We start from the raw sequence: 19,910 nt of genomic DNA, 5'->3' as shown, positions 1-19,910 counted from the left end.
CATAAGCCATTGCTTTTGCACCACCAGCTTTCGCCAATGTCATGGTGATAGCAGCAGTCAATGTTGTCTTACCGTGGTCAACGTGTCCAATAGTACCAATGTTACAATGCGGCTTGGTACGCTCAAATTTTTCCTTAGCCATTTTTAGTCTCTTCTTAAAATAAAATAAAAAATAAAAATTGCGGGAAGGGGGTTCCTTCCCGCAATGAACCTAATTAGCCTTGTAGTTTAGCCAAAACGTCTTGTGCAACTGCGCGTGGCACTTCTTCGTAGTGGTCAAACTGCATGGTGTAAGATGCGCGGCCTTGGGTCGAACCACGAAGGTCGTTCACGTAGCCAAACATGTTTGCAAGCGGAACCATTGCGTTAACAACGTTTGCGTTTCCGCGCATGTCTTGTCCTTGAATCATACCACGACGAGAGTTGATGTCGCCGATAACAGTACCGGTGAATTCCTCAGGAACAACAACTTCAACTTTCATGATAGGCTCAAGAAGTTTTGGATCAGCCGCAGCTTTCAATTCACGGAATGCAGCGCGTGCTGCGATTTCGAATGCAAGAACTGAAGAGTCAACATCGTGATAAGCGCCGTCAACCAAGGTTGCTTTCATGTCGATAACAGGGAAGCCTGCAAGCAAGCCATTGTCAACCGAACCTTCAAGACCTTTGATAACGCCTGGGATGTATTCTTTAGGAACAGCACCACCAACGATTTGTGATTCAAACTGGAAGCCTGAATTTTCTTCACCTGGTTCAAAGATAACTTTGATACGTGCGAACTGACCAGAACCACCAGATTGTTTTTTGTGGGTATAGTCGATTTCAGCGCGTTTACCTAGTTTCTCACGATAAGCAACTTTTGGCTGACCAATGTTAGCATCAACGCCATAAGTACGTTTCAAGATGTCAACTTTGATGTCCAAGTGCAATTCGCCCATGCCTTTAAGGATGGTTTGACCGCTTTCGTGGTCAGTAGAAACTTGGAATGAAGGATCTTCCGCAGCCAATTTAGAAAGCGCGATACCAAGTTTTTCTTGGTCAGCTTTGGTTTTAGGCTCAACAGCGATTTCGATAACCGGTTTAGGGAATTCCATACGCTCAAGAATGATTGGTTTCAAAGAATCGCAAAGGGTATCACCGGTACGAACTTCTTTAAGACCAGCCAACGCAACGATATCACCAGCATAAGCTTCTTTGATGTCTTCACGGTTGTTAGAGTGCATAAGCAACATACGGCCGATACGCTCTTTTTTGTCACGTGAAGAGTTGGTTACAGTTGAACCAGATTGAAGCACGCCAGAATAGATACGGCAGAATGTGATTGTACCAACAAACGGGTCGTCCATGATTTTGAACGCAAGCAATGACATTGGTTCAGAATCAAGAGGTTTACGTTCGATTTCAGTTTCTTCGTCTTTGAAGTCGATACCTTTAACGGCGCCACGATCAACCGGTGAAGGAAGATAGTCAACAACCGCGTCAAGAAGAGGCTGAACACCTTTGTTTTTAAACGCAGAACCGCAGAATACTGGGTGGAAAGCACGTTTGAAAACCGCAAGGCGAACCAAGCGTTTCAATTCGTCATTTGAAGGGATTTCACCTTCAAGATATTTTTCCATTGCATCATCGTCAACTTCAACCGCAGCTTCGATTAGCTTTTCACGATATTCAGCAGCTTTGTCAGCAAGATCAGCAGGAATTTCAACTTCGTCAAATTGTGCACCAAGATTTTCTTCGTGCCAAACCAAAGCCTTCATGGTGATAAGGTCAACAACGCCTTTGAAATTGTTTTCAGCGCCGATAGGAAGTTGCATACAAACCGGTGTACCGCCAACGCGGCTTACGATTTGGTCAACGCACATATAGAAGTCAGCGCCCATTTTGTCCATTTTGTTAACGAACACGATACGAGGCACGTCATATTTATCAGCTTGACGCCAAACAGTTTCGGTTTGTGGTTCAACACCTTGGTTACCGTCAAGAACGCAAACTGCGCCATCAAGTACACGCAAAGAACGTTCAACTTCGATAGTGAAGTCAACGTGTCCTGGGGTGTCGATGATGTTCATGCGTTTACCGTTCCAGAAGCAGGTGGTTGCCGCAGAAGTAATGGTGATACCGCGTTCTTGTTCCTGGGTCATCCAGTCCATAGTAGCTGCACCGTCATGAACCTCACCAATTTTGTGAGATTTACCGGTGTAGTACAAGATACGTTCGGTAGTAGTAGTTTTGCCGGCATCGATGTGGGCCATGATGCCGAAATTACGATAATCTTCAATCGCGTGACTACGAGGCATAATATAAACCTTCTATAAAAATAATTACCAGCGGTAATGCGAGAATGCGCGGTTTGCTTCTGCCATTTTGTGAGTGTCCTCACGCTTTTTCACAGCAGAACCACGGTTTGAAGCGGCATCAAGCAATTCACCTGCTAGACGTTCTTGCATGGTTTGCTCGTTACGCTTACGCGCAGCGCCAACCAACCAACGAAGTGCAAGTGCCTTACGGCGTTCTGCACGAACTTCAACCGGAACCTGATAAGTTGCACCACCAACACGGCGAGAGCGAACTTCGATTGCAGGAGAAACGTTATCAAGAGCATCTTTGAAGATGTCGATTGAATCACGCTTTGCGCGTTTTTCGCATAGGTCGAACGCACCGTAAATGATAGATTCGGCGGCAGACTTCTTGCCTTCATACATTACGTAATTCATCAATTTTGTGACATCCAGATCACCGAATTTTGGATCTGGTAAAATTTCGCGTTTTTCAGCTTTATGACGACGGGACATATTTAATCCTTAAATCTTTAAAATTATTATTTAGGACGTTTCGCGCCATAGTGCGAACGACGTTGTTTACGGTCTTTAACGCCTTGAGTATCAAGAACACCGCGAAGAATGTGGTAACGAACACCTGGCAAATCTTTTACACGACCGCCGCGTACAAGCACAACAGAGTGTTCTTGTAGGTTGTGGCCTTCACCAGGGATGTAGCAAACCGCCTCAGTACCAGTGGTCAAACGAACTTTGGCAACTTTACGAAGAGCTGAGTTTGGTTTTTTCGGAGTTGTTGTATAAACGCGGGTGCAAACACCACGACGTTGAGGGCAGCCTTTAAGGGCAGGTACCTTGTTACGCGCGATTAACGGCGAACGTGGCTTTCTGATCAATTGGTTGATCGTAGGCATATTTTACTTTCCTTTGTGCACTGCTGTTTAAAGCAGGCTTTAGTTAGTCCAAAAATTCCGGTTTCCCGGGGGTACATTTCTGGCAGCTTTAAAGCCAAAAACTTCCAACGAGTATCGCGCCCCCCTTGGGACGTGTGCGGTATCCGCCAAAAGCCATCTTCAGTTTTAAAGCTGGTCTTAAAAATGCATTTTTAAGCGAAAGGCAAAGCTTTTCACTTGTTTGGGGCGCGTATATAGGATTTTATACCAATGTCAAGCGTGCAAAGTGGTTTATTTGCGGGGAATTCTGCCGTGTTTGCAATAAAATTATTTTACTCACTTATTATAATTGGTTTCGGAGTGGTTGAAACGTCACTTCCAAGCGGTTTCATATAATAAATCTGGTTATTGTCTATTAGTATCTTAAATTTTGAATATATATTTGTACGGTCTTCTTTTGCGTAAACAATATTGTCTTCGATATGATATTTTCCTGAAATTTCGAAATATCCGCGCCCACAATAGCCATATGAAAATGTGCCGTTGCTTTTATATTGCGTTATTATATGTCTTCCGCATTCATCCGTTCTAAAATTGTCAATATTTATTGTTGCAGTGCAGTTTGAGTAAGGTTTGAAAAGTTTTTTTATTTCTTCCTCATTTAGTTCCCGAAAATTTGTAATTGGCAGTCTTAATTTAACTGATGAATTTTTGGGATTCTTGTAATCAGAATTTGTAATCAAAACATTTTTGCCGTCATCGGCGATATAAATCATAGAGTTCGGATCATCGTATTTAGACGGGATAATATTTTTATTCTGTGAATGGCATATCAATTGGTTGCCGCTTATCGTAGTTTGCGGTTTTGGGCGCGTAATAATTTCTAAACCGGCTTTTTTTGTTGGTGTTTCAGATTGTTTGTTTTCTTTTTTTGCCTGTTCTTCAACGGATTTACGAACTTCCGCAAAGGTTTGTTGTTTTTCAATATGCCTGGTTTCGTGATGCTTAACTGGCGGTGTCGGTTGTCGCAGCACGCCCATTGCGAACAAACTGGCAAAAGCGGCAATAAATATCAAATTACTTTTCATCGATATACGTATTCAACACAAATTAATCTCAAGACAATAAAACTATAAAGCGACAATCTTATAAAAAAACAACTAGAATAGTTGGATTTTTAAGTGTTCAAAAATAGTTTAATTAAACGGAAGAAAATAATTCTGTTTTATGTCAAAAATTCAATCGGACTTTCTATAACCGTGCCTTAATCGACGGCTATAAACAAATATAAGAACATTCAAAAATTATTATGCGATTATTTTGAGGGAAAAATGTGCGAATTATTGGGAATGTCTGCAAATACACCAACCGATTTACGGTTTAGCTTTACCGCGCTTTCTAAGCGTGGTGGTGAAACTGGGCCGCATCGTGATGGTTGGGGTGTTTGTTTTTATGAAGGGAAGGGGGTTCGCTCTTTCCATGATCCTAGTCAATGCGCCAATTCCGAACTTGCAAAATTTATCAAGAATTATCCAATAAAGTCAGAAGTCGCCATTGCCCATATTCGCAAGGCAAATCGTGGCGCGGTAAAGCTTGAAAATACCCATCCCTTTACGCGTATATTATGGGGTAAAATTTGGGTCTTTGCCCATAATGGTCAGTTAAAGGGTGTAAAAAAACTAAAGCTAAATTATTATAAGCCAGTTGGTACAACGGATTCTGAATATGCGTTTTGCTGGATAATGGACAATCTACGTGAACGTTTTAAAACCCGCCCGTCGGCAAGTCGCCTTAATAAGGCAATTGGTGATTTAATGGCAGAATTACGAAAACTTGGGGTTTTTAACGCGCTTTTATCGTCTGGTGACGATTTATATGCGTCTTGTTCGAAAAATCTGGTTTATATCACACGCAAAGCGCCATTTGGCGAAGCGGTTTTAATCGATGAAGATTTGCGTGTTGATTTTGCGCATGAAACCACGCCGAATGATATTGTTACCATCGTTGCAACGCATCCACTAACGAAAAACGAAGAGTGGACGCGAATTAGTCACGATAGTTTTATTGTTTTTAAACAGGGTTTGCGGGTTTAATTAGCGCCGCTTACACTTTGGCACACTAAGACCATCGGGAAGGCGGGTCTTTTCATCGCCACATGCACGATCTAATGACGCACGGGTTATGCCAGATGCGGTTGAAAAATCTGCACCTGAAAGATTTGCATCACTAAAGTCAGAGCCGTTAAAGTTTGCACGCATTGCACGGGCATTTCTTAGGTTAGCCCCCGAAAAATCCGCTTTTTCAAGTTGTGCAGAATCAAAGCGCGAATAAGAGAGGTTGGCACTTGTGAATTCAGCGCCTTTTCCGCGTGCACCAGTAAAGTTTGCACCATGAAGAATGGCGCTTATAAACCCTGCATCAGAGATTTCTGCACCGGTAAAGTTTGAATTTGACAAATTTGTACCGGTTGCATCTATTCCGCGTAATGTTGCACCAATGAAGGTAGAACCTGCAAAGTTCGCGGTTCCAATATCGGCATTGGCAAGATCGGCACGGTCAAAATCTGCTTGTTGGAAGGTGCCGCGACGTAAATCTGAACGTCGCATTTGCGAACCAGAAAAGTGTGCGCGGTCAAATGCGCCGCCGCTAAGTCTTGCACCACCGAGGTTGCGACCAGACAAATCACACCCCGTGCACATGCCAGAAAAACCACGTGAAAAATTTACATTATCCGGCCGACCGCGATTGCCCCACGCCCCACCTTCAAGCCAATCAAGTGCAAGTGCACTTGAGGCAATGTTGGAGGCAATGATTATAACAGCAAGTCCAAGATTTCTTCTTAAAAGATGTTTTAAATTCATAATATAATCAGTATACGTTCTGTATTCTTCAAATCCAATTAAATGATTGTAAGAATGGCACATACATTATTCTAATACTGAGATAAATAATATGTGTTACCCAAAAAGCACTTAATTTTTACTGTTTACAAGCAGGAATTCGCAAACCCTTTGGTAACAAAGTTGCCTCGTCACCACATGCTTTGTTTAATTGTGCTTGGGACAGGCCTTTTGCTGTTTTCAATTCCGCACCTGATAAATCTGCATTGGTAAGGTTTGCCCCAGCAAAGTTTGCACCATTGAAATAGCCACCAACCATTGACGCACGTTCAAGGTTTGTACCAACAAAATTTGCCCCAGTCGCGCGTAGTCCATACATATTAGCTATTGATAAATCAGTGCCAGAAAAATTGGTATAATCAGCTGTCGATAAAGACATATCGGATTGACGTAGGCGTGATTTTGAAAAGTTTTTATGCGAAATATCTTCATAATCTAGGTCAGCTTGAAATAGGTTACAGCCAACGCATGATTTGCCTTTTTTAACCGATTCAATTTGTGCCGCATTTTGTGCCATTGCCGGCGCTGCAAATAAGCCACAAGCAATTAAGCCAGCGGTAAAAGCCATAGATGCAAATTGTTTCATATAATAGAACTCCGCAATTTTAAAGAATAATTACGCTCTTTAAAGCAAAGCTATTAAATTTCACTGAACAAAGTTAAATATTTATTTTGTGTCAGATATTGCTACCTTCACTATGACCATCACCATTATTATCAATACGATGCCCACATGCTTCACAAATAATTATTCCATCAATCTCACGCAGGGTAAACGAACCACATTCTTGGCACGGATCCCCCTGGTATGATGTTGCCGCAAAGTCATTCACAGCAGTGTTCTTTGTGTTTTGTTTGTCTCTTAAGCTTTGAAAAGATACAAGATTATCAGGCAAATGTCCGCGTGAAAAACCTTTTGAAATCAATTGGGTGGCGTCAATTCCTTCCTCAGCATTAGAGGTTTCAGTAACTGATTTTTCTGATGCAGCGTTGATAAGGTCTGAACGATCCAGATATGAAACCGCAAGCTCACGGAAGAGGTAATCAAGAATTGAACTGGCGCGCTTGATTTTATCGTTTCCATCAACTTCGCCAGACGGCTCAAAGCGGGTATTAATAAAGGCATCTACAAATTCATCCAATGGTACGCCATATTGCAAACCAATTGAAATTGCTATTGCAAATGAATTCATCAAAGAGCGGAACGCGGCGCCTTCTTTGTGCATATCAATGAAGATTTCGCCCAATTCGCCATTATCAAATTCACCAGTATGAAGATAAACCTTGTGTCCCGCAACTTTTGCTTTTTGAATATAGCCCTTGCGTCTTTCGGGTAGTTTTTTTCTAACTACTGGTTTTTCAACAACTTTTTCAATTATTTTTTCGACCTCAACCTCAATTTTTTCAATTGTTGGCGGTTCTTTATAATTTTCAAATTCCCGCAAATCATAAGAATATGACATCAAATTTTCTGAATGATTTTCAATTTTTATTGATGCCCAATCATTCTTAGACGCCGTACGCAATATATTTTGTAAAATGATTTCATTATCAGTTTTTGGAAGTGCCTCAAAAATATAATAGCCAGTAGAATGAAAATACTGGGCAATTTTTGAATAAAATGGTGCGATATCATCAAATTTTGGCTCTTGATAAATATCGTCAATATTCTCAGCGCCAAAAATATAATTATCTGCGGTTTGAACCTGTTTTTGCGTAAATCCAATTTCTTTAATCAGATTGAATTCAGGCGAAATAACTTCGTTTATATTTTTACCAAGCAGTTTTTGAACATATTCAATGCCAATAACGAATGGCGTAATAATATCTTTAAGGCTTCTTGCCGATGGAATTTCTTCTTCGATTGCCATTATCGCTTCGGCATCAAGGCCTTTTTGCAAAAGTGTGCGATGGTTTATTTCCGGTGAATTTTTTAGATTACGATTACCAATTATTTTTGCTTCGATATCAGAAGTTAATACGCCACTTAATTCAAGATAATCTACAAATGAAGATATAATTTTGGGGCGCGACAAAACCGCATTAATTCCAAATTCTTGTCTTATATTCTTAACTGGCATTATGCCGCGTGCATTAACAGAAAGCATTTGGCAGACTGTTTCATCGTTTTGCGTAGTGAATTTTAATGTCGATTTTTCGCTTAATTCGGCAAATAATTTATCAAAATATTCCGCGGTTTGTGGTGCATCGATTTTCATGCCCAAAGACATAATCGCTTCGTGTAGGCCGCAAATACCAATCCCAAAACGCTGTCTAAAGCTATCAAATGTTTTCAATGTAATATGGGACCAGATTGATACATCATCAAAAAGCGATTTTTTATCCAAAATGCCATTGTTGCAATATTTTGATAGGTTAATATTAAATATTGCGGGAAGATAGACATTATCGCGTAGTAAAATATCACAATTTGCGACCATCGCTTGGGGTAGTAATTGTGACGTAGAATCACTCAAAATCCTATCGACTTCATTATCGTTTAATTCAATAATGGTATTGCTTTGTTCAATATCTGTTTCGATATGATTAAATTCTGTATTGCGACCTTTTAGAGCATTGGCGACAATATATTTAACAATCCCCGATGGAACGCCGCGTGAAAATGCCTTGCCAACCGCACGACCCAATGCAGGGTTTGATTTAGGGTCGCCGTGACCTTCACCAATTGAGCGGGCAATTGCATATTCAATTTCTTCAACCGCCTTATCAATAGAATGTTTTCCAGAAATTGCTGTTGCTTCGACAAGCTGTCGTGAAAAACTTTTTCCAACACCAATCTTGGCCGCACTTAGGCCTGTGAAAATTAAAGGAATTCTGGCGATAGAATCATAAATCTCATCTAATTTCTTATGATTTATTGACTTTAACCATTCGGTATTTGGGATAATTCTTTGTTTTAAAATAGAATATTCGGTGTATGAGGCGATTTTTGGTAAATCTTTAGAGGATGGAAAAACCGATTTTAAAATATCGCTCAGCTTTTGTTTCACTAATTCTGATATATCTTGATCGGGTTTGAGTTCAAAATAATCAAAATATGATTGGATTGCTTCTAATGTGAAATTGATTGGACCATAACAAAATATGGGCGCGCCCATATCGTCAATAGCAATTTCACGCTTAGCAATTGGAAACTCCAATTCCTTGGTTGTTATATTTTTAAGTAAAACACTAAAACTATCAGCCATATTTATGCCGCAGATACTGGTAAATTAAGACAATTATCTAATATTAAAACTGATTCTTTTTATGCTGATAATGATTTATGTTTATGTGATGTTTTTTCGACAAAGTTTGCGAAAATCATTTGTTAAAAGGGAAAACTTTGATAAAGAGGGGATGTTTATAGTTTTAACACATCACGTCTTTTTCAAAGACTAATTTATGGGTGGCAATAAGTGCTAAAGAAAATTTTTACATGGTGGAATGGCGTAACGCTTGGTGCATTATTTGATATAAGCCGTCATGCCAAAAAAGTTGGTGAAGATGACTTCGGCAATTCTTATTTTGAAGAAGGCAAGGCAACTGTTGACGGTCGTAAGCGTCGCTATGTAATGTATAAAGGTTATGCCGATGCGTCGCGTGTTCCTGCTGATTGGCATGGTTGGCTTCACCACACATTTGATGAACCACCAACAAAAGAGCCATTCAAAATTAAGGAATGGGAAAAGCCACATGTTCCAAATATGACTGGAACTTTGTTCGCATACCATCCAAAAGGTTCAATCGCCAAAATTACCTCTGAAACGCCGGAAGCTGAAAATCCGGGTTATGAGGCATGGAAGCCATAATGAAATTCGGCAAATATGCTAAAATCGGGTTTTCTGCGCTTGCTGCCGTTTTATTGGTGGCAACATACAAAGTCGGTTGGACAATTGCACAATCCGCACAAGAAAGCCCAGATGGCGGCAGACCTGTATCTGAACCGGAGTTGTCACGTATTCCAGTAAAAGATCAGGTTAAAAAAGATAATTCTGGCGGTATTGACCCAGAATTAGGAACCATACAAGAACCAGACCTTAGTGATGTTCAGCCGGCGCTTAGAACAGATGGACAGGGTGATTGGAAAACCCCGGATCAAATTGCGCGCGATAAATTAAAAGCACAAGCCGAAAGAGATGCTGCGGCATTATTACGTTTTGGTGAAAATGGTAATGTTGCACAAAGTGGCGAAATGCCAAAACTTATGGGGCCTAAAATCCCTATAATACCGATGAATTTGCTTTTCCCGCAAAACCCTGCTGTGGTTGGTGCAACTAAATATGCGGACGAAATTAAGGGAACTACGGCGCTATTCTTTGGATTAAACCGTGAAACTGGCCAATCAATGCGTTTTCGCGTGGCGGTTGGCAAGGCGGTTAATTATGATCAAATCACTATAAACCTTAAAAATTGTTTCCGCTCTAATCCTGATGAACCGCGTGAATCTTGGGCTTATGTGGATGTTATTGATAATGGTGAACCTCCGCGCCCGCAATTGGCTGTTTTGGCACAAAGAAACCGTGCAAAAATGCGTGAAGCCAATGGACGTAAACTTATCAAACAAGGTTGGATTATTGCCTCAAGCCCAGATGTAACTGCGATTGACCATCCGTTCCTTGATGTGTTCTTGCTACAATGCGAAGGTGGTGTTGACCCCGTTGTTGCGAATGCTGCACCACTTATTGAAGCAAAGACAAGCAAAAAGAAGGTGACGACAGATTCTCCAAAAGATGTTGATCCTGCCTCTGAGGAGATGCCATCTCCGGCGATTGTTGCTGCTCCGCCACCAAAAGACCCTGCGGTGCAATAGTTTTAAAGTTTTTAATTGGAAAATTAGTTTCTATTTCCAAGGCGGTTTTCAACATTTGCTGAAAGTAATCCCTTGGAATTTCGATTAGCCCGAATTGTTCAAGATGTGGATTATAAAATTGCGCGTCCAATAATTGATAATTGGCAAACTTTAAGGCGGCTACAAGGTGAATAAGGGCATATTTGCTTGCATTCGTTGCGCGCGAAAACATGCTTTCACCAAAAAAGGCTCCGCCAAGACTTACGCCATATAAACCACCAATGAGTTTTTCTTTATCCCAAACCTCAATACTATGTGCTTTGCCCATCGCATTTAAAGCGCAATAAAGCGAAACTATTGGCGCATTAATCCATGTTTCGCGGCGCTTATTATTGGTTTCAGCGCACGCTTCTATAACACGCTTAAAGTCTTGGTTTGCCGTAACATTATAGGTGTGCTTGGCAAATTCACGCTTTAGCCTACGTGGAATATGAAATTCATCAAGTGGAATTATACCCCGAAATTCTGGGTCAATAATCATAAGGTTTGGGTCGTCTGCATTCTCTGCCATTGGGAAAACCCCATTTTGGTAGAGTTCCAACAGATTTAAAGGACCAAACATTTTATGTAATTATTGAGTATCTATTATTGACCAGATTTTTCTTCTTCAAGCCATTTTTCAAGCCAGTGGATATTATAATCACCATTTAAAATATCACTGTTTTGCAAAAGTCGAAGGAACAATGGGGTCGTGGTTTTAGGACCAGAAATAACCATTTCAGATAAGGCACGTTTTAGACGCATAAGGCAATCGTAACGATCTTTGCCATGAACAATAAGTTTCCCAATAAGTGAATCATAATATGGCGGAATTTTATATCCGTCATAGATTGCAGAATCTAGGCGAACACCAAGGCCACCAGGTGCATGGAATTCAGTAATCATTCCTGGGCAAGGCGCAAACGTCTGTGGATCTTCGGCGTTGATACGGCATTCAATGGCAACGCCATTAAATTTAATATCATCTTGTGTGAATGATAGTGGAAGACCAGAGGCAATACGGATTTGCTCACGAACCAAGTCAATGCCGGTAATCGCCTCGGTGACAGGGTGTTCAACCTGAAGGCGGGTATTCATTTCGATGAAATAGAACTTTCCATCTTCATAAAGGAATTCAATAGTTCCAACGCCAAGATATCCCAATGCCTTGATTGCTTTTACGACAACCGAACCAATTTCAAAACGTTCAGATGCGTTCAGTGCAGGCGAGGGGGCCTCTTCCCAAACTTTTTGGTGGCGACGTTGCAATGAACAATCACGTTCTCCAAGGTGGACAACATTGCCATGAGAATCGGCAACGACTTGAATTTCAATGTGGCGCGGCAAAGAAAGATATTTTTCAAGATATACCGTATCATCGCCAAATGCATTCTTAGCCTCTGAACGCGCGGTAGAAAGAGCAAAGCTCATTTCTTCTTTATTCAAGGCAATCTTCATACCACGACCACCGCCGCCGGCAGATGCTTTTACCAAAACAGGATAACCAATTTTTTCGGCAATTTTAAACGCTTCTTCATCACTGGTAATTGCGCCATCAGAGCCAGGAACCACAGGGATGCCCGCGCGCGCAACCGCTTCTTTTGCAGTAATTTTATCGCCCATCATGCGAATATGCGCAGGTTTAGGGCCAATAAATGTCATGCCATGGTCTTCAACGATTTCAGCAAAGCGCGCGTTTTCAGACAAGAAACCATAGCCAGGGTGAACCGCCTGCGCGCCAGTGATTTCACAAGCAGAAATAATAGCAGGAATGTTAAGATATGATTGCGCACTTGATGGCGGACCAATACAAACGCTTTCATCAGCAAGCCGTACGTGCATCGCATCAGAATCAGCAGTTGAGTGGATGGCAACAGTTGAGATGCCCATTTCTTTACATGCACGGTGAACGCGCAATGCAATTTCGCCACGGTTGGCAATCAATATCTTTTCAAACACTTTATTCACCTTATTCAATAATACACAATGCTTCGCCAAATTCGACTGGCTGTGCGTCGCTGACAAGGATTTCTTTAATGACACCAGATGCAGTTGCAGTAACTGAGTTCATGGTTTTCATTGCTTCGATAATGAATAATTGTTGACCTTCTTTTACAGTGTCACCAACTTTTGCAAATACGGCAGCGCCTGGTTCAGGTGAAAGATAAATTGTTCCAACCATAGGAGATGTAACAGCATTACCTTTTACTTTAACTTCTGCGGCAGCAGCAGCAGCAGGAGCAGGAGTAGCCACTGGTGCAGCAGCAACGGGCGCGGCAGCAACTGGTGCAGCGGCAACAACCGTTTGGGTAACATTCCGGGTTACGCGAATTTTCGTACCCTCATTGTCAATTTCGATTTCGGTAAGTTCGCTATCACGAAGGATTTTTGCTAGATCCTTAACTAATTTGGTATCAAAGCCGTTATTGCTCGGCATCACAATCTCCAGATAAATAGGGTTAAATAAGCTGTTATAGCAATATTTAAACTTCCGCTACGTTAATTTTTTAACTATCCCATTAATAGCAAGGATATAAGAGTCAATTCCAAAACCTGCAATTACACCATTGGAAACGGGGCTGATAAAGCTCTTATGGCGGAATTCTTCGCGGGCATGGGGGTTAGAGAGGTGGACTTCAATCTTAAGGATATCGATGGCTTTTAACGCATCATATAGCCCAACCGAAGTATGTGTAAGTGCACCTGCATTCAATATAATTGCAATTGCATTAGTTCGCGCCTCGTGAAGCCAATCAATTATTTGACCTTCATGATTTGATTGCATAAATTTTACATCATAACCTGCTGCATTAGCGGTTTGGGTGCAAATATTTTCAATATCTTTCAGTGTCTCTGAACCATATATTTCAGGCTCTCTCGTGCCAAGAAGGTTAAGGTTCGGTCCGTTGATAATATAAATTGGCTTTGTCATATAAGTCCTTTAGCTTAAATACGACTTCTGTTAAAGATTATTTTCATAAGAATAAAAATGGTGATGTTTTGAGTAAAGAAAAAATCGTAATAAATGGTGAAGAACACGAGATTGCATCAGGAAAAAATCTTGATGAATTACTTGATGTTCTTGAACTTGAAAAAAGATCCATCGCAATCGAATTGAATCAGAATCTTATACCCAAATCTGAATGGGTGAATCATATAGTTAAATCCGGTGACAAAATTGAAATTGTGCAATTTGTCGGCGGCGGGTTTTGAGGGAAAATAACATGGAAAATGATAGTTGGACAGTTGCAGGTAGAACGTTTAATTCACGCCTGATAATTGGCACTGGTAAATATAAAACCTATGAAGAAAATGCCGCCGCGGCACGTGCATCTGGTGCAGAGATTGTTACGGTTGCCGTACGCCGGGTTAATCTTACCGATAAATCACAACCGATTTTGACCGATTTTGTAAGCCCGAAAGAATTTACATACCTGCCTAATACTGCTGGTTGTTTTACTGCCGATGATGCGTTGCGAACCTTGCGCCTTGCCCGTGAAGCTGGTGGTTGGTCACTTGTTAAATTAGAGGTGCTTTCAGATCAAAAAACCCTTTACCCCGATATGGAAGAAACCTTAAAAGCTACCAAAATTTTGGTTTCCGAAGGGTTTGATGTAATGGTTTATGCCTCTGATGACCCCGTTTATGCCCGCAAACTTGAAGATGCGGGGGCTGCTGCAATTATGCCTTTGGGTGGTTTAATTGGTTCAGGTCTTGGGATTCAAAACCGCATCAATATCCGCCTTATTGTTGAACAAACACGGGTTCCGGTTTTGGTAGATGCGGGTGTTGGTACGGCATCTGATGCTACTATTGCTATGGAATTGGGTTGTGACGGTGTCTTGATGAATACTGCAATTGCCGAAGCTAAAAATCCAGTTTTAATGGCAAGTGCAATGAAACACGCAGTTATCGCAGGGCGTGAGGCGTATTTGGCTGGTCGAATGGGGCTAAAACGTTATGCCGATCCATCAAGCCCGCTTGCCGGTCTTATTTAACCTTACTTCAATATAATTTAAAAAGCCGGAATCTGCATCGCAAATTCCGGCTTTTATTTTTAATATTCGTATGAAAGAGCGATTCTTAAGCTTCGGCCCTGTTCATAAATATTTGGATATGCGGTTGATTGCTTGTATCTCGCGTATTTTTCGTCAAACAGGTTGGTAATGCCAACATCAACACGAATTTTTTCTTCAATCGGTTTATAGCTAAAGAAAATATCATGCACGTCATATGCAGGGCGACGGCGTATAAGTGTTGAATCATAATTTTGTGCATCAACAATCATTGAACGCCAAATTAGGCTTGCGCCATTTGCAAAGTCTTTTGAAAGTGAAAGCGTAAGTTTGTCTGGTGGTGAAAATAGATTGGCATTATTTAAACGGTCGGTAACACGAACATATGAATACCCAAGCCCAACCTTAATTCCCAAAACTTCGCCATTTGTATCAATTTCAAAGCCTTCGCGGCGTGCCTTGGCAATGTTTTGATATTGCAAAATAGGGCGGGTTCCAAGGAATGGGTTGTTAAATGTACCAACAGTAACCGACGTAATCAAATTATCGACATCGGCACGGAATAAATCGATACCTGCATGAAGGTTTTTAACAAAGCCAATTTCTGATTTGTTATATTTAAAACCAATTCCAATATCGTCTGAAGTTTCCGCCACAAGTGATGTATTGGGTCTAAAGTTTGAAAAACCAGTTGGAACGCTATATGACTGATACATTTCATATACGGTTGGGGCGCGGAATGCCTGACCAAATGAAGCATAAAGTAAATAATCAGGATTTGTCGAAACAGAAACCGTTATATGTGGCGAAGTTTGGGAATCGGTTTTATCTGGCGCAATTCCGCTTTTAACCGATGTTTTAAATTCATCATAACGTACAGACGGAATCAATTTCAACCATGGCAAAAGCGTAATTTCATCATTAATGAATGCGCCTAATGATTGTTGCTCTCCATCAGGGGTCACGCCATTCGGCAATCCACCAGAAAGCGATGCCAATTCATCTTTATATCCATCACCACCAATAGTGATTTTATGGTCCATACCTAAAAAGTTTAGACCCCATGTGTTTTCACCCGTAAAACCAATGGTTTTTGTATCAACTGATGAAGAGGCTAGGGTTAGACGGGCATCAGCACCGGTTTTAAGGCGGGTGTTGTATAATGAGAATTTGAAATCCTTATTATTGCTTAACTTTAGAATAGTTTGGTTATTGGTCGCCCAATTGTTTTGCATATAAGGGAAGTCTGAACTTGCTTGCGGGTTATTGGGCTGAAAATCCTCTGTATCATAGTATGAATGCGAAAGTTGAAGGTTCAGGGCATCATTAATATGCCAAATGACTTTTCCCAAAGCCGCAGTGGCATTGCCATCACCTGGTGTAAGTTTCTTTCCACCACCTTGTGTAACGGCACCCCAATTGCTTGCTGATACGCCACCAAAAATGTCAAAATTACCGACTGTTCCATAGGCTTGGGCGATGGCTTGTTGCTTTTCATTAGCAGATTGATAAATTGCTTTTAAATTCGCGCCAAAATTTCTATCGCCTTTTAAAAGTTCAGAAGCGCTTTGGGTGGTGAACAATAATGTCCCGCCGAGGCCACCTTGACCATATAGTGAAGAAGATGCACCCTTTAAAACTTCGGTTCGTGATAAGAAATTTGCTTCAAGATATAATGGTGAAGATAAGGATGGTGAGGCATTTTGACGCGCGCCGTCAACCAAAATCACGACTTGGCGACCTGTCGCACCACGAATGTTTGGCATTTCACCTTGCACTCTTGGGCCACCATAAAAGTCCACACCAGGTAATCTTTGTAATAAATCAACATATGATTCTGCTTGCTGGTTGGCGATGTCTTTTGCGGTAATAAGGCTTACTGGTGCCGCCAATTTATCAAGCGGTTTTGCCACACGAGTCGCTGTCACTATTACGATTTCATCAGATTTTGAATTTTGTGAAGTTACATCATCTGCATACGAATTTTGTGCAATCCCTGCGACTAATAAAATGCCTAGGCATGATGACATTAGAAGTTTTGATTTAAACATATTACCCCCTTTTGAACGATTTGGTTGTTCAATCAGAACGGGAAATAGAGTGAGCGCTAAATTATTCACTTAGACATTATGTCCAAGCGACTTGGTGAAATCCGAATTTTATATGGGTTACTACATTTTAGGGGTGTGTAATGAAATCGTATAACTATCTATTTGGATTGGCTTTTTGCGGTGCCTTGATGCTTAATGGCAACGCATTTGCCAAAACTGCTACCAAGGCGAATGCAGCAAAACAAATTACTATATCTTTCGCGTTAAAGGCTGGTGATAGAGATATTTCATGCCACGATAACCATATTTTACTTGGTGCTGATAATAGCCCAACCTCAATTCGTGATGCACGACTTTATATTTCCAATGTGCGCCTGATTGATAAAACGGGTAAGGAATACCCGTTGAACCTCACACAAAATGAATGGCAATATATGAATGTTGCCTTGCTTGATTTTGAGGATGCAACAGGCAAATGCGACGGAAACCCACAAACTAACACCAGTATTACTGGCACATCTGCCGTAAAAAATATCCAATCGATAGCTTTTGATATTGGCGTCCCTGTAAGCGGTAAAGACAAAACCGGAAAGCGGGTTTCATTAAACCATTCCAATACTGAAACATCACCTTCACCTTTAAATATCGCTGCAATGGCATGGAATTGGCAAGGAGGTCGTAAATTTACCAAATTCGAACTTGCCCCCGATGAAGGCGTAAAGCGTAAGAATGATACAATTAAAATTTGGACCATACACCTTGGTTCAACCGATTGTGCCGGCAATCCAGCTTCTGATGAGGATTTGAAATGTTCAAGCCCAAATCGCGTTGAAGTAAAGCTTGATGCTTTTAATCCACAAAAAGATAAAGTCGTGTTTGATTTTAAAACCCTATATGTAAAAGCACACATAACAAAGGATGATTATGGTGCTGCTGGGTGCATGAGTTTTACAGGTGACCCTGAATGTGAGCCTATTTTTGCCCAACTTGGACTAAGACTTAAGCCATCAAGTGAAGAAGTAAAAGATGCGGGAACAATGATTGTTCCTGGTGTTTCACCATTCATAAGAAAAGAAGCAAAATGAAAAATCCAGTTTTTATTTCGTTTGCAGCATTTTCAGTGATGGCTGTTTGTGGAATGGCGTTTGCGCATCCACAAATTACAAACAATTTGGAAATTAAGGCATCTAAAACCGCAAATGAATGGTTTTTAAAGTTGCCGGATGGTTTCCCAAAACCAAATGTTCCAGATGATAACAAGCTTACACCTGCGAAGGTCGATTTGGGGCGTTATTTATTTTACGAAAAACGCTTATCTGCAAATGCCAATACTTCTTGTGGTACATGCCATTTACAATCGATGGCATTTACTGATGGTATGCCTTTCTCAACGGGTACAAGTGGCGATAAAACCGCAAGAAGCGCACAACCACTTGCCAATGTTGCATGGAACACGACATATACATGGGCCAATCCAGCATTGGTAACCTTAGAGCGTCAGATGCTTGTCCCGCTTTATGGCGATAATCCGGTTGAAATGGGGGTTAATGACCATAATCGACAAGAGATTTTGAACCGTATCAACAAAGATCCAATGTATGTTGATAAATTTCGCGCGGCGTTTCCAAACCAAAAAGACCCAATAAATTTCCATAATATCATAAAAGCAATTGCATCATTTGAAAGAACAATGGTTTCTGGAAAATCGCGTTATGATCGGTATTTAAGTGGTGAATTATTGCTTAATATCAACGAGTTACGCGGTAAAGATTTGTTCTTTGGTGAACGTGCCGAGTGCTTTCATTGCCATGGAAGTGTAAATTTCAATGACCAAATGAATTATCAAGGCAATAATAGCCCTGAAAAGCCTTTCCATAATACTGGTTTATATAATGTTGACGGAAAAGGTAATTATCCAGAAAGTTCAATGGGTATTATTGAAATCAGTGGCAAGCCCGATGATATGGGCAAATATCGTGCCCCAAGTTTGCGTAATGTTGCATTGACTGCACCCTATATGCACGATGGTTCAATCGCAACTTTGGAAGACGTGGTGGCAACCTATGCTGCAGGTGGGCGTAATATTACAAATGGCCCGAATGCGGGTGATGGCCGCAGAAACCCCCATAAAAGTGAGTTGATTGGTAATATCGACATCACCGAACAAGATCAAAAAGATATCGTCGCATTCTTAAAAACTCTTACCGATGAAGAGTTTGTCAATGACAAGCAATATTCCGATCCATTCGTCAATAAGTAAGCCAATGTTTTTAATCGGCAAAGAAAAATTAATAGGGCATGCATTTGGTGTGCCTCTTGGGGTGGCTGTTTTGTGTGCCTTGATGTGCCAAAATGTTAAATCATTTGCCTCCGACAATAATGAGGTTGCGGTTCATATTATTACTGAACCGCCGGTCGTTATTCCCCAAGAGGTTAAAAAGTTTGCACCCAAATTACCGAAAACAAACAAAGAAAAACAAGTTGATACGCCTAAATATCATCCAACTACTCAAAAATTAGCATTATCAAAAACTGATTTTACTTCGGTTCCGTTGGCAATTGAGACGCCAATAACAACAAATATTGAATCAATTTCAGAAAAATTAAGTTACGCACCGCCAATAAATACAACGCAACCAAAACAAGAAGCCAATAAGCAATTAGGTGGTGAATTGGCAATTTACTGCCCGACAAGACCACCACCAAATTATCCACCTGCTTCACGAGAAATGGGTGAAGAGGGCGTCGTTACATTAAAAGTCATCATTGCTCATGATGGCAGCATTGAAAATGCAAAAATCATTGAGAGCAGTAAGTACCAACGCCTTGATAATGCTGCACTAACTGCGGTTCGCAGATGGCATTGCAAATCACCATTCGGTGCAGATGAAAACATCAAAGCTGTTGCACTGCAAGAGTTTGAATTTGGAATAAATCATTAGC

At 40.9% G+C, this 19,910-nt stretch carries 19 protein-coding genes and 2 pseudogenes; 8 read left to right on the top strand and 13 right to left on the bottom strand.

Annotated features, from left to right (window positions below):
- From KXV15_RS08570 to KXV15_RS08550, 5 genes are all read right to left on the bottom strand, one after another.
- The coding region (locus tag KXV15_RS08570) for a GTP-binding protein (RefSeq protein ID WP_240007774.1) at positions 1-142 on the bottom strand (142 nt) is incomplete at its 3' end.
- A 73-nt stretch (positions 143-215) separates the two neighbouring features.
- On the bottom strand, positions 216-2,297 hold the full coding sequence (gene fusA / locus KXV15_RS08565; RefSeq protein WP_240007752.1) for an elongation factor G: 2,082 nt from the start codon (positions 2,295-2,297) through the stop codon (positions 216-218).
- Between the two features lie 24 nt (positions 2,298-2,321).
- Positions 2,322-2,792: a 30S ribosomal protein S7 gene (gene rpsG, locus KXV15_RS08560; RefSeq protein WP_240007751.1), complete on the bottom strand. Its 471-nt coding sequence runs from the start codon at positions 2,790-2,792 to the stop codon at positions 2,322-2,324.
- Positions 2,793-2,818: 26 nt separating this feature from the next.
- Positions 2,819-3,190, bottom strand: coding sequence for a 30S ribosomal protein S12 (gene rpsL / locus KXV15_RS08555; RefSeq protein ID WP_240007750.1), 372 nt, complete (start codon positions 3,188-3,190; stop codon positions 2,819-2,821).
- Between the two features lie 311 nt (positions 3,191-3,501).
- Positions 3,502-4,257, bottom strand: coding sequence for a hypothetical protein (locus KXV15_RS08550; protein WP_240007749.1), 756 nt, complete (start codon positions 4,255-4,257; stop codon positions 3,502-3,504).
- A 243-nt stretch (positions 4,258-4,500) separates the two neighbouring features.
- Here KXV15_RS08550 and KXV15_RS08545 point away from each other — a divergent pair, with 243 nt between their 5' ends.
- Positions 4,501-5,262 (top strand): class II glutamine amidotransferase, encoded by a 762-nt coding sequence (locus KXV15_RS08545; RefSeq protein WP_275671588.1) that lies wholly within the window; start codon positions 4,501-4,503, stop codon positions 5,260-5,262.
- Here the strand turns inward: KXV15_RS08545 and KXV15_RS08540 are convergent, their stop codons facing one another.
- The 3 genes and pseudogenes from KXV15_RS08540 to KXV15_RS13550 form a co-directional block, all read right to left on the bottom strand.
- Entirely contained in the window at positions 5,263-6,030 is a 768-nt protein-coding gene (locus KXV15_RS08540; protein WP_240007747.1) for a pentapeptide repeat-containing protein, read from the bottom strand.
- 118 nt (positions 6,031-6,148) lie between these two features.
- Positions 6,149-6,655, bottom strand: a complete 507-nt coding sequence (locus tag KXV15_RS08535; RefSeq protein ID WP_240007746.1) for a pentapeptide repeat-containing protein — start codon at positions 6,653-6,655, stop codon at positions 6,149-6,151.
- 91 nt (positions 6,656-6,746) lie between these two features.
- Positions 6,747-7,415: pseudogene (locus tag KXV15_RS13550) on the bottom strand (TSCPD domain-containing protein); the annotation flags it as partial.
- Positions 7,416-9,488: 2,073 nt separating this feature from the next.
- On the opposite strand from KXV15_RS13550, the gene KXV15_RS08525 reads away from it, so the two are divergent.
- Together KXV15_RS08525 and KXV15_RS08520 are read left to right on the top strand one after the other, a co-directional pair.
- Positions 9,489-9,881 carry an NADH:ubiquinone oxidoreductase subunit NDUFA12 gene (locus tag KXV15_RS08525; protein ID WP_240007744.1) on the top strand — a complete coding sequence of 131 codons (393 nt, stop codon included), beginning with the start codon at positions 9,489-9,491 and terminating at the stop codon, positions 9,879-9,881.
- Positions 9,869-10,882, top strand: a complete 1,014-nt coding sequence (locus tag KXV15_RS08520) for a DUF2155 domain-containing protein (RefSeq protein WP_240007743.1) — start codon at positions 9,869-9,871, stop codon at positions 10,880-10,882. The genes KXV15_RS08525 and KXV15_RS08520 overlap by 13 nt, the downstream gene beginning before the upstream one ends.
- Positions 10,883-10,916: 34 nt before the next feature.
- Here KXV15_RS08520 and aat read toward each other — a convergent pair.
- The 4 genes and pseudogenes from aat to aroQ form a co-directional block, all read right to left on the bottom strand.
- Positions 10,917-11,483, bottom strand: a pseudogene (gene aat, locus KXV15_RS08515) (leucyl/phenylalanyl-tRNA--protein transferase); the annotation flags it as partial.
- A gap of 23 nt (positions 11,484-11,506) precedes the next feature.
- Complete coding sequence (accC, locus tag KXV15_RS08510; RefSeq protein WP_240007742.1) at positions 11,507-12,859, bottom strand: acetyl-CoA carboxylase biotin carboxylase subunit; 1,353 nt, start codon at positions 12,857-12,859, stop codon at positions 11,507-11,509.
- Positions 12,860-12,869: 10 nt separating this feature from the next.
- On the bottom strand, positions 12,870-13,337 hold the full coding sequence (accB, locus tag KXV15_RS08505; RefSeq protein WP_240007741.1) for an acetyl-CoA carboxylase biotin carboxyl carrier protein: 468 nt from the start codon (positions 13,335-13,337) through the stop codon (positions 12,870-12,872).
- A gap of 57 nt (positions 13,338-13,394) precedes the next feature.
- Complete coding sequence (gene aroQ / locus KXV15_RS08500) at positions 13,395-13,832, bottom strand: type II 3-dehydroquinate dehydratase (RefSeq protein WP_240007740.1); 438 nt, start codon at positions 13,830-13,832, stop codon at positions 13,395-13,397.
- Between the two features lie 68 nt (positions 13,833-13,900).
- Between aroQ and thiS the strand changes: the two genes are divergently transcribed.
- Positions 13,901-14,113, top strand: coding sequence for a sulfur carrier protein ThiS (thiS, locus tag KXV15_RS08495; RefSeq protein WP_240007739.1), 213 nt, complete (start codon positions 13,901-13,903; stop codon positions 14,111-14,113).
- An 11-nt stretch (positions 14,114-14,124) separates the two neighbouring features.
- The gene (locus KXV15_RS08490) at positions 14,125-14,898 is read left to right on the top strand and encodes a thiazole synthase (protein ID WP_240007738.1); all 774 of its coding nucleotides are present in this window, start codon (positions 14,125-14,127) and stop codon (positions 14,896-14,898) included.
- Positions 14,899-14,957: 59 nt separating this feature from the next.
- Here KXV15_RS08490 and KXV15_RS08485 read toward each other — a convergent pair whose 3' ends face one another.
- The gene (locus KXV15_RS08485) at positions 14,958-16,967 is read right to left on the bottom strand and encodes a TonB-dependent receptor domain-containing protein (RefSeq protein WP_240007737.1); all 2,010 of its coding nucleotides are present in this window, start codon (positions 16,965-16,967) and stop codon (positions 14,958-14,960) included.
- 140 nt (positions 16,968-17,107) lie between these two features.
- Between KXV15_RS08485 and KXV15_RS08480 the strand changes: the two genes are divergently transcribed.
- Genes KXV15_RS08480 through KXV15_RS08470 form a run of 3 tightly spaced genes read left to right on the top strand, consistent with a single transcriptional unit; the run spans position 17,108 to position 19,909 of the window.
- Positions 17,108-18,052, top strand: a complete 945-nt coding sequence (locus KXV15_RS08480) for an MbnP family copper-binding protein (protein ID WP_240007736.1) — start codon at positions 17,108-17,110, stop codon at positions 18,050-18,052.
- Positions 18,049-19,227, top strand: coding sequence for a methanobactin export MATE transporter MbnM (locus KXV15_RS08475; protein WP_240007735.1), 1,179 nt, complete (start codon positions 18,049-18,051; stop codon positions 19,225-19,227). The genes KXV15_RS08480 and KXV15_RS08475 overlap by 4 nt, the downstream gene beginning before the upstream one ends.
- On the top strand, positions 19,190-19,909 hold the full coding sequence (locus KXV15_RS08470) for an energy transducer TonB (protein ID WP_240007734.1): 720 nt from the start codon (positions 19,190-19,192) through the stop codon (positions 19,907-19,909). Before KXV15_RS08475 ends, KXV15_RS08470 begins: the two co-directional genes overlap by 38 nt.
- Position 19,910: the final 1 nt, after the last annotated feature.

It is taken from the genome of Pseudaquidulcibacter saccharophilus (assembly GCF_019455445.1).
Lineage (GTDB): Bacteria > Pseudomonadota > Alphaproteobacteria > Caulobacterales > Aquidulcibacteraceae > Pseudaquidulcibacter > Pseudaquidulcibacter saccharophilus.
Note: the sequence above shows the minus strand (reverse complement) of the source record. Positions and strands in the feature narration are given on the sequence as shown.

What these genes read in the sequence shown, in the direction of transcription:
- fusA (WP_240007752.1), bottom strand. Translation starts at nt 2,297, where the DNA reads ATGCCTCGTAGTCACGCGATTGAAGATTATCGTAATTTCGGCATCATG.
- rpsG (WP_240007751.1), bottom strand. Translation starts at nt 2,792, where the DNA reads ATGTCCCGTCGTCATAAAGCTGAAAAACGCGAAATTTTACCAGATCCA.
- rpsL (WP_240007750.1), bottom strand. Translation starts at nt 3,190, where the DNA reads ATGCCTACGATCAACCAATTGATCAGAAAGCCACGTTCGCCGTTAATC.
- KXV15_RS08550 (WP_240007749.1), bottom strand. Translation starts at nt 4,257, where the DNA reads ATGAAAAGTAATTTGATATTTATTGCCGCTTTTGCCAGTTTGTTCGCA.
- KXV15_RS08545 (WP_275671588.1), top strand. Translation starts at nt 4,501, where the DNA reads ATGTGCGAATTATTGGGAATGTCTGCAAATACACCAACCGATTTACGG.
- KXV15_RS08540 (WP_240007747.1), bottom strand. Translation starts at nt 6,030, where the DNA reads ATGAATTTAAAACATCTTTTAAGAAGAAATCTTGGACTTGCTGTTATA.
- KXV15_RS08535 (WP_240007746.1), bottom strand. Translation starts at nt 6,655, where the DNA reads ATGAAACAATTTGCATCTATGGCTTTTACCGCTGGCTTAATTGCTTGT.
- KXV15_RS08520 (WP_240007743.1), top strand. Translation starts at nt 9,869, where the DNA reads ATGGAAGCCATAATGAAATTCGGCAAATATGCTAAAATCGGGTTTTCT.
- accB (WP_240007741.1), bottom strand. Translation starts at nt 13,337, where the DNA reads ATGCCGAGCAATAACGGCTTTGATACCAAATTAGTTAAGGATCTAGCA.
- aroQ (WP_240007740.1), bottom strand. Translation starts at nt 13,832, where the DNA reads ATGACAAAGCCAATTTATATTATCAACGGACCGAACCTTAACCTTCTT.
- KXV15_RS08490 (WP_240007738.1), top strand. Translation starts at nt 14,125, where the DNA reads ATGGAAAATGATAGTTGGACAGTTGCAGGTAGAACGTTTAATTCACGC.
- KXV15_RS08485 (WP_240007737.1), bottom strand. Translation starts at nt 16,967, where the DNA reads ATGTTTAAATCAAAACTTCTAATGTCATCATGCCTAGGCATTTTATTA.
- KXV15_RS08480 (WP_240007736.1), top strand. Translation starts at nt 17,108, where the DNA reads ATGAAATCGTATAACTATCTATTTGGATTGGCTTTTTGCGGTGCCTTG.
- KXV15_RS08475 (WP_240007735.1), top strand. Translation starts at nt 18,049, where the DNA reads ATGAAAAATCCAGTTTTTATTTCGTTTGCAGCATTTTCAGTGATGGCT.
- KXV15_RS08470 (WP_240007734.1), top strand. Translation starts at nt 19,190, where the DNA reads ATGACAAGCAATATTCCGATCCATTCGTCAATAAGTAAGCCAATGTTT.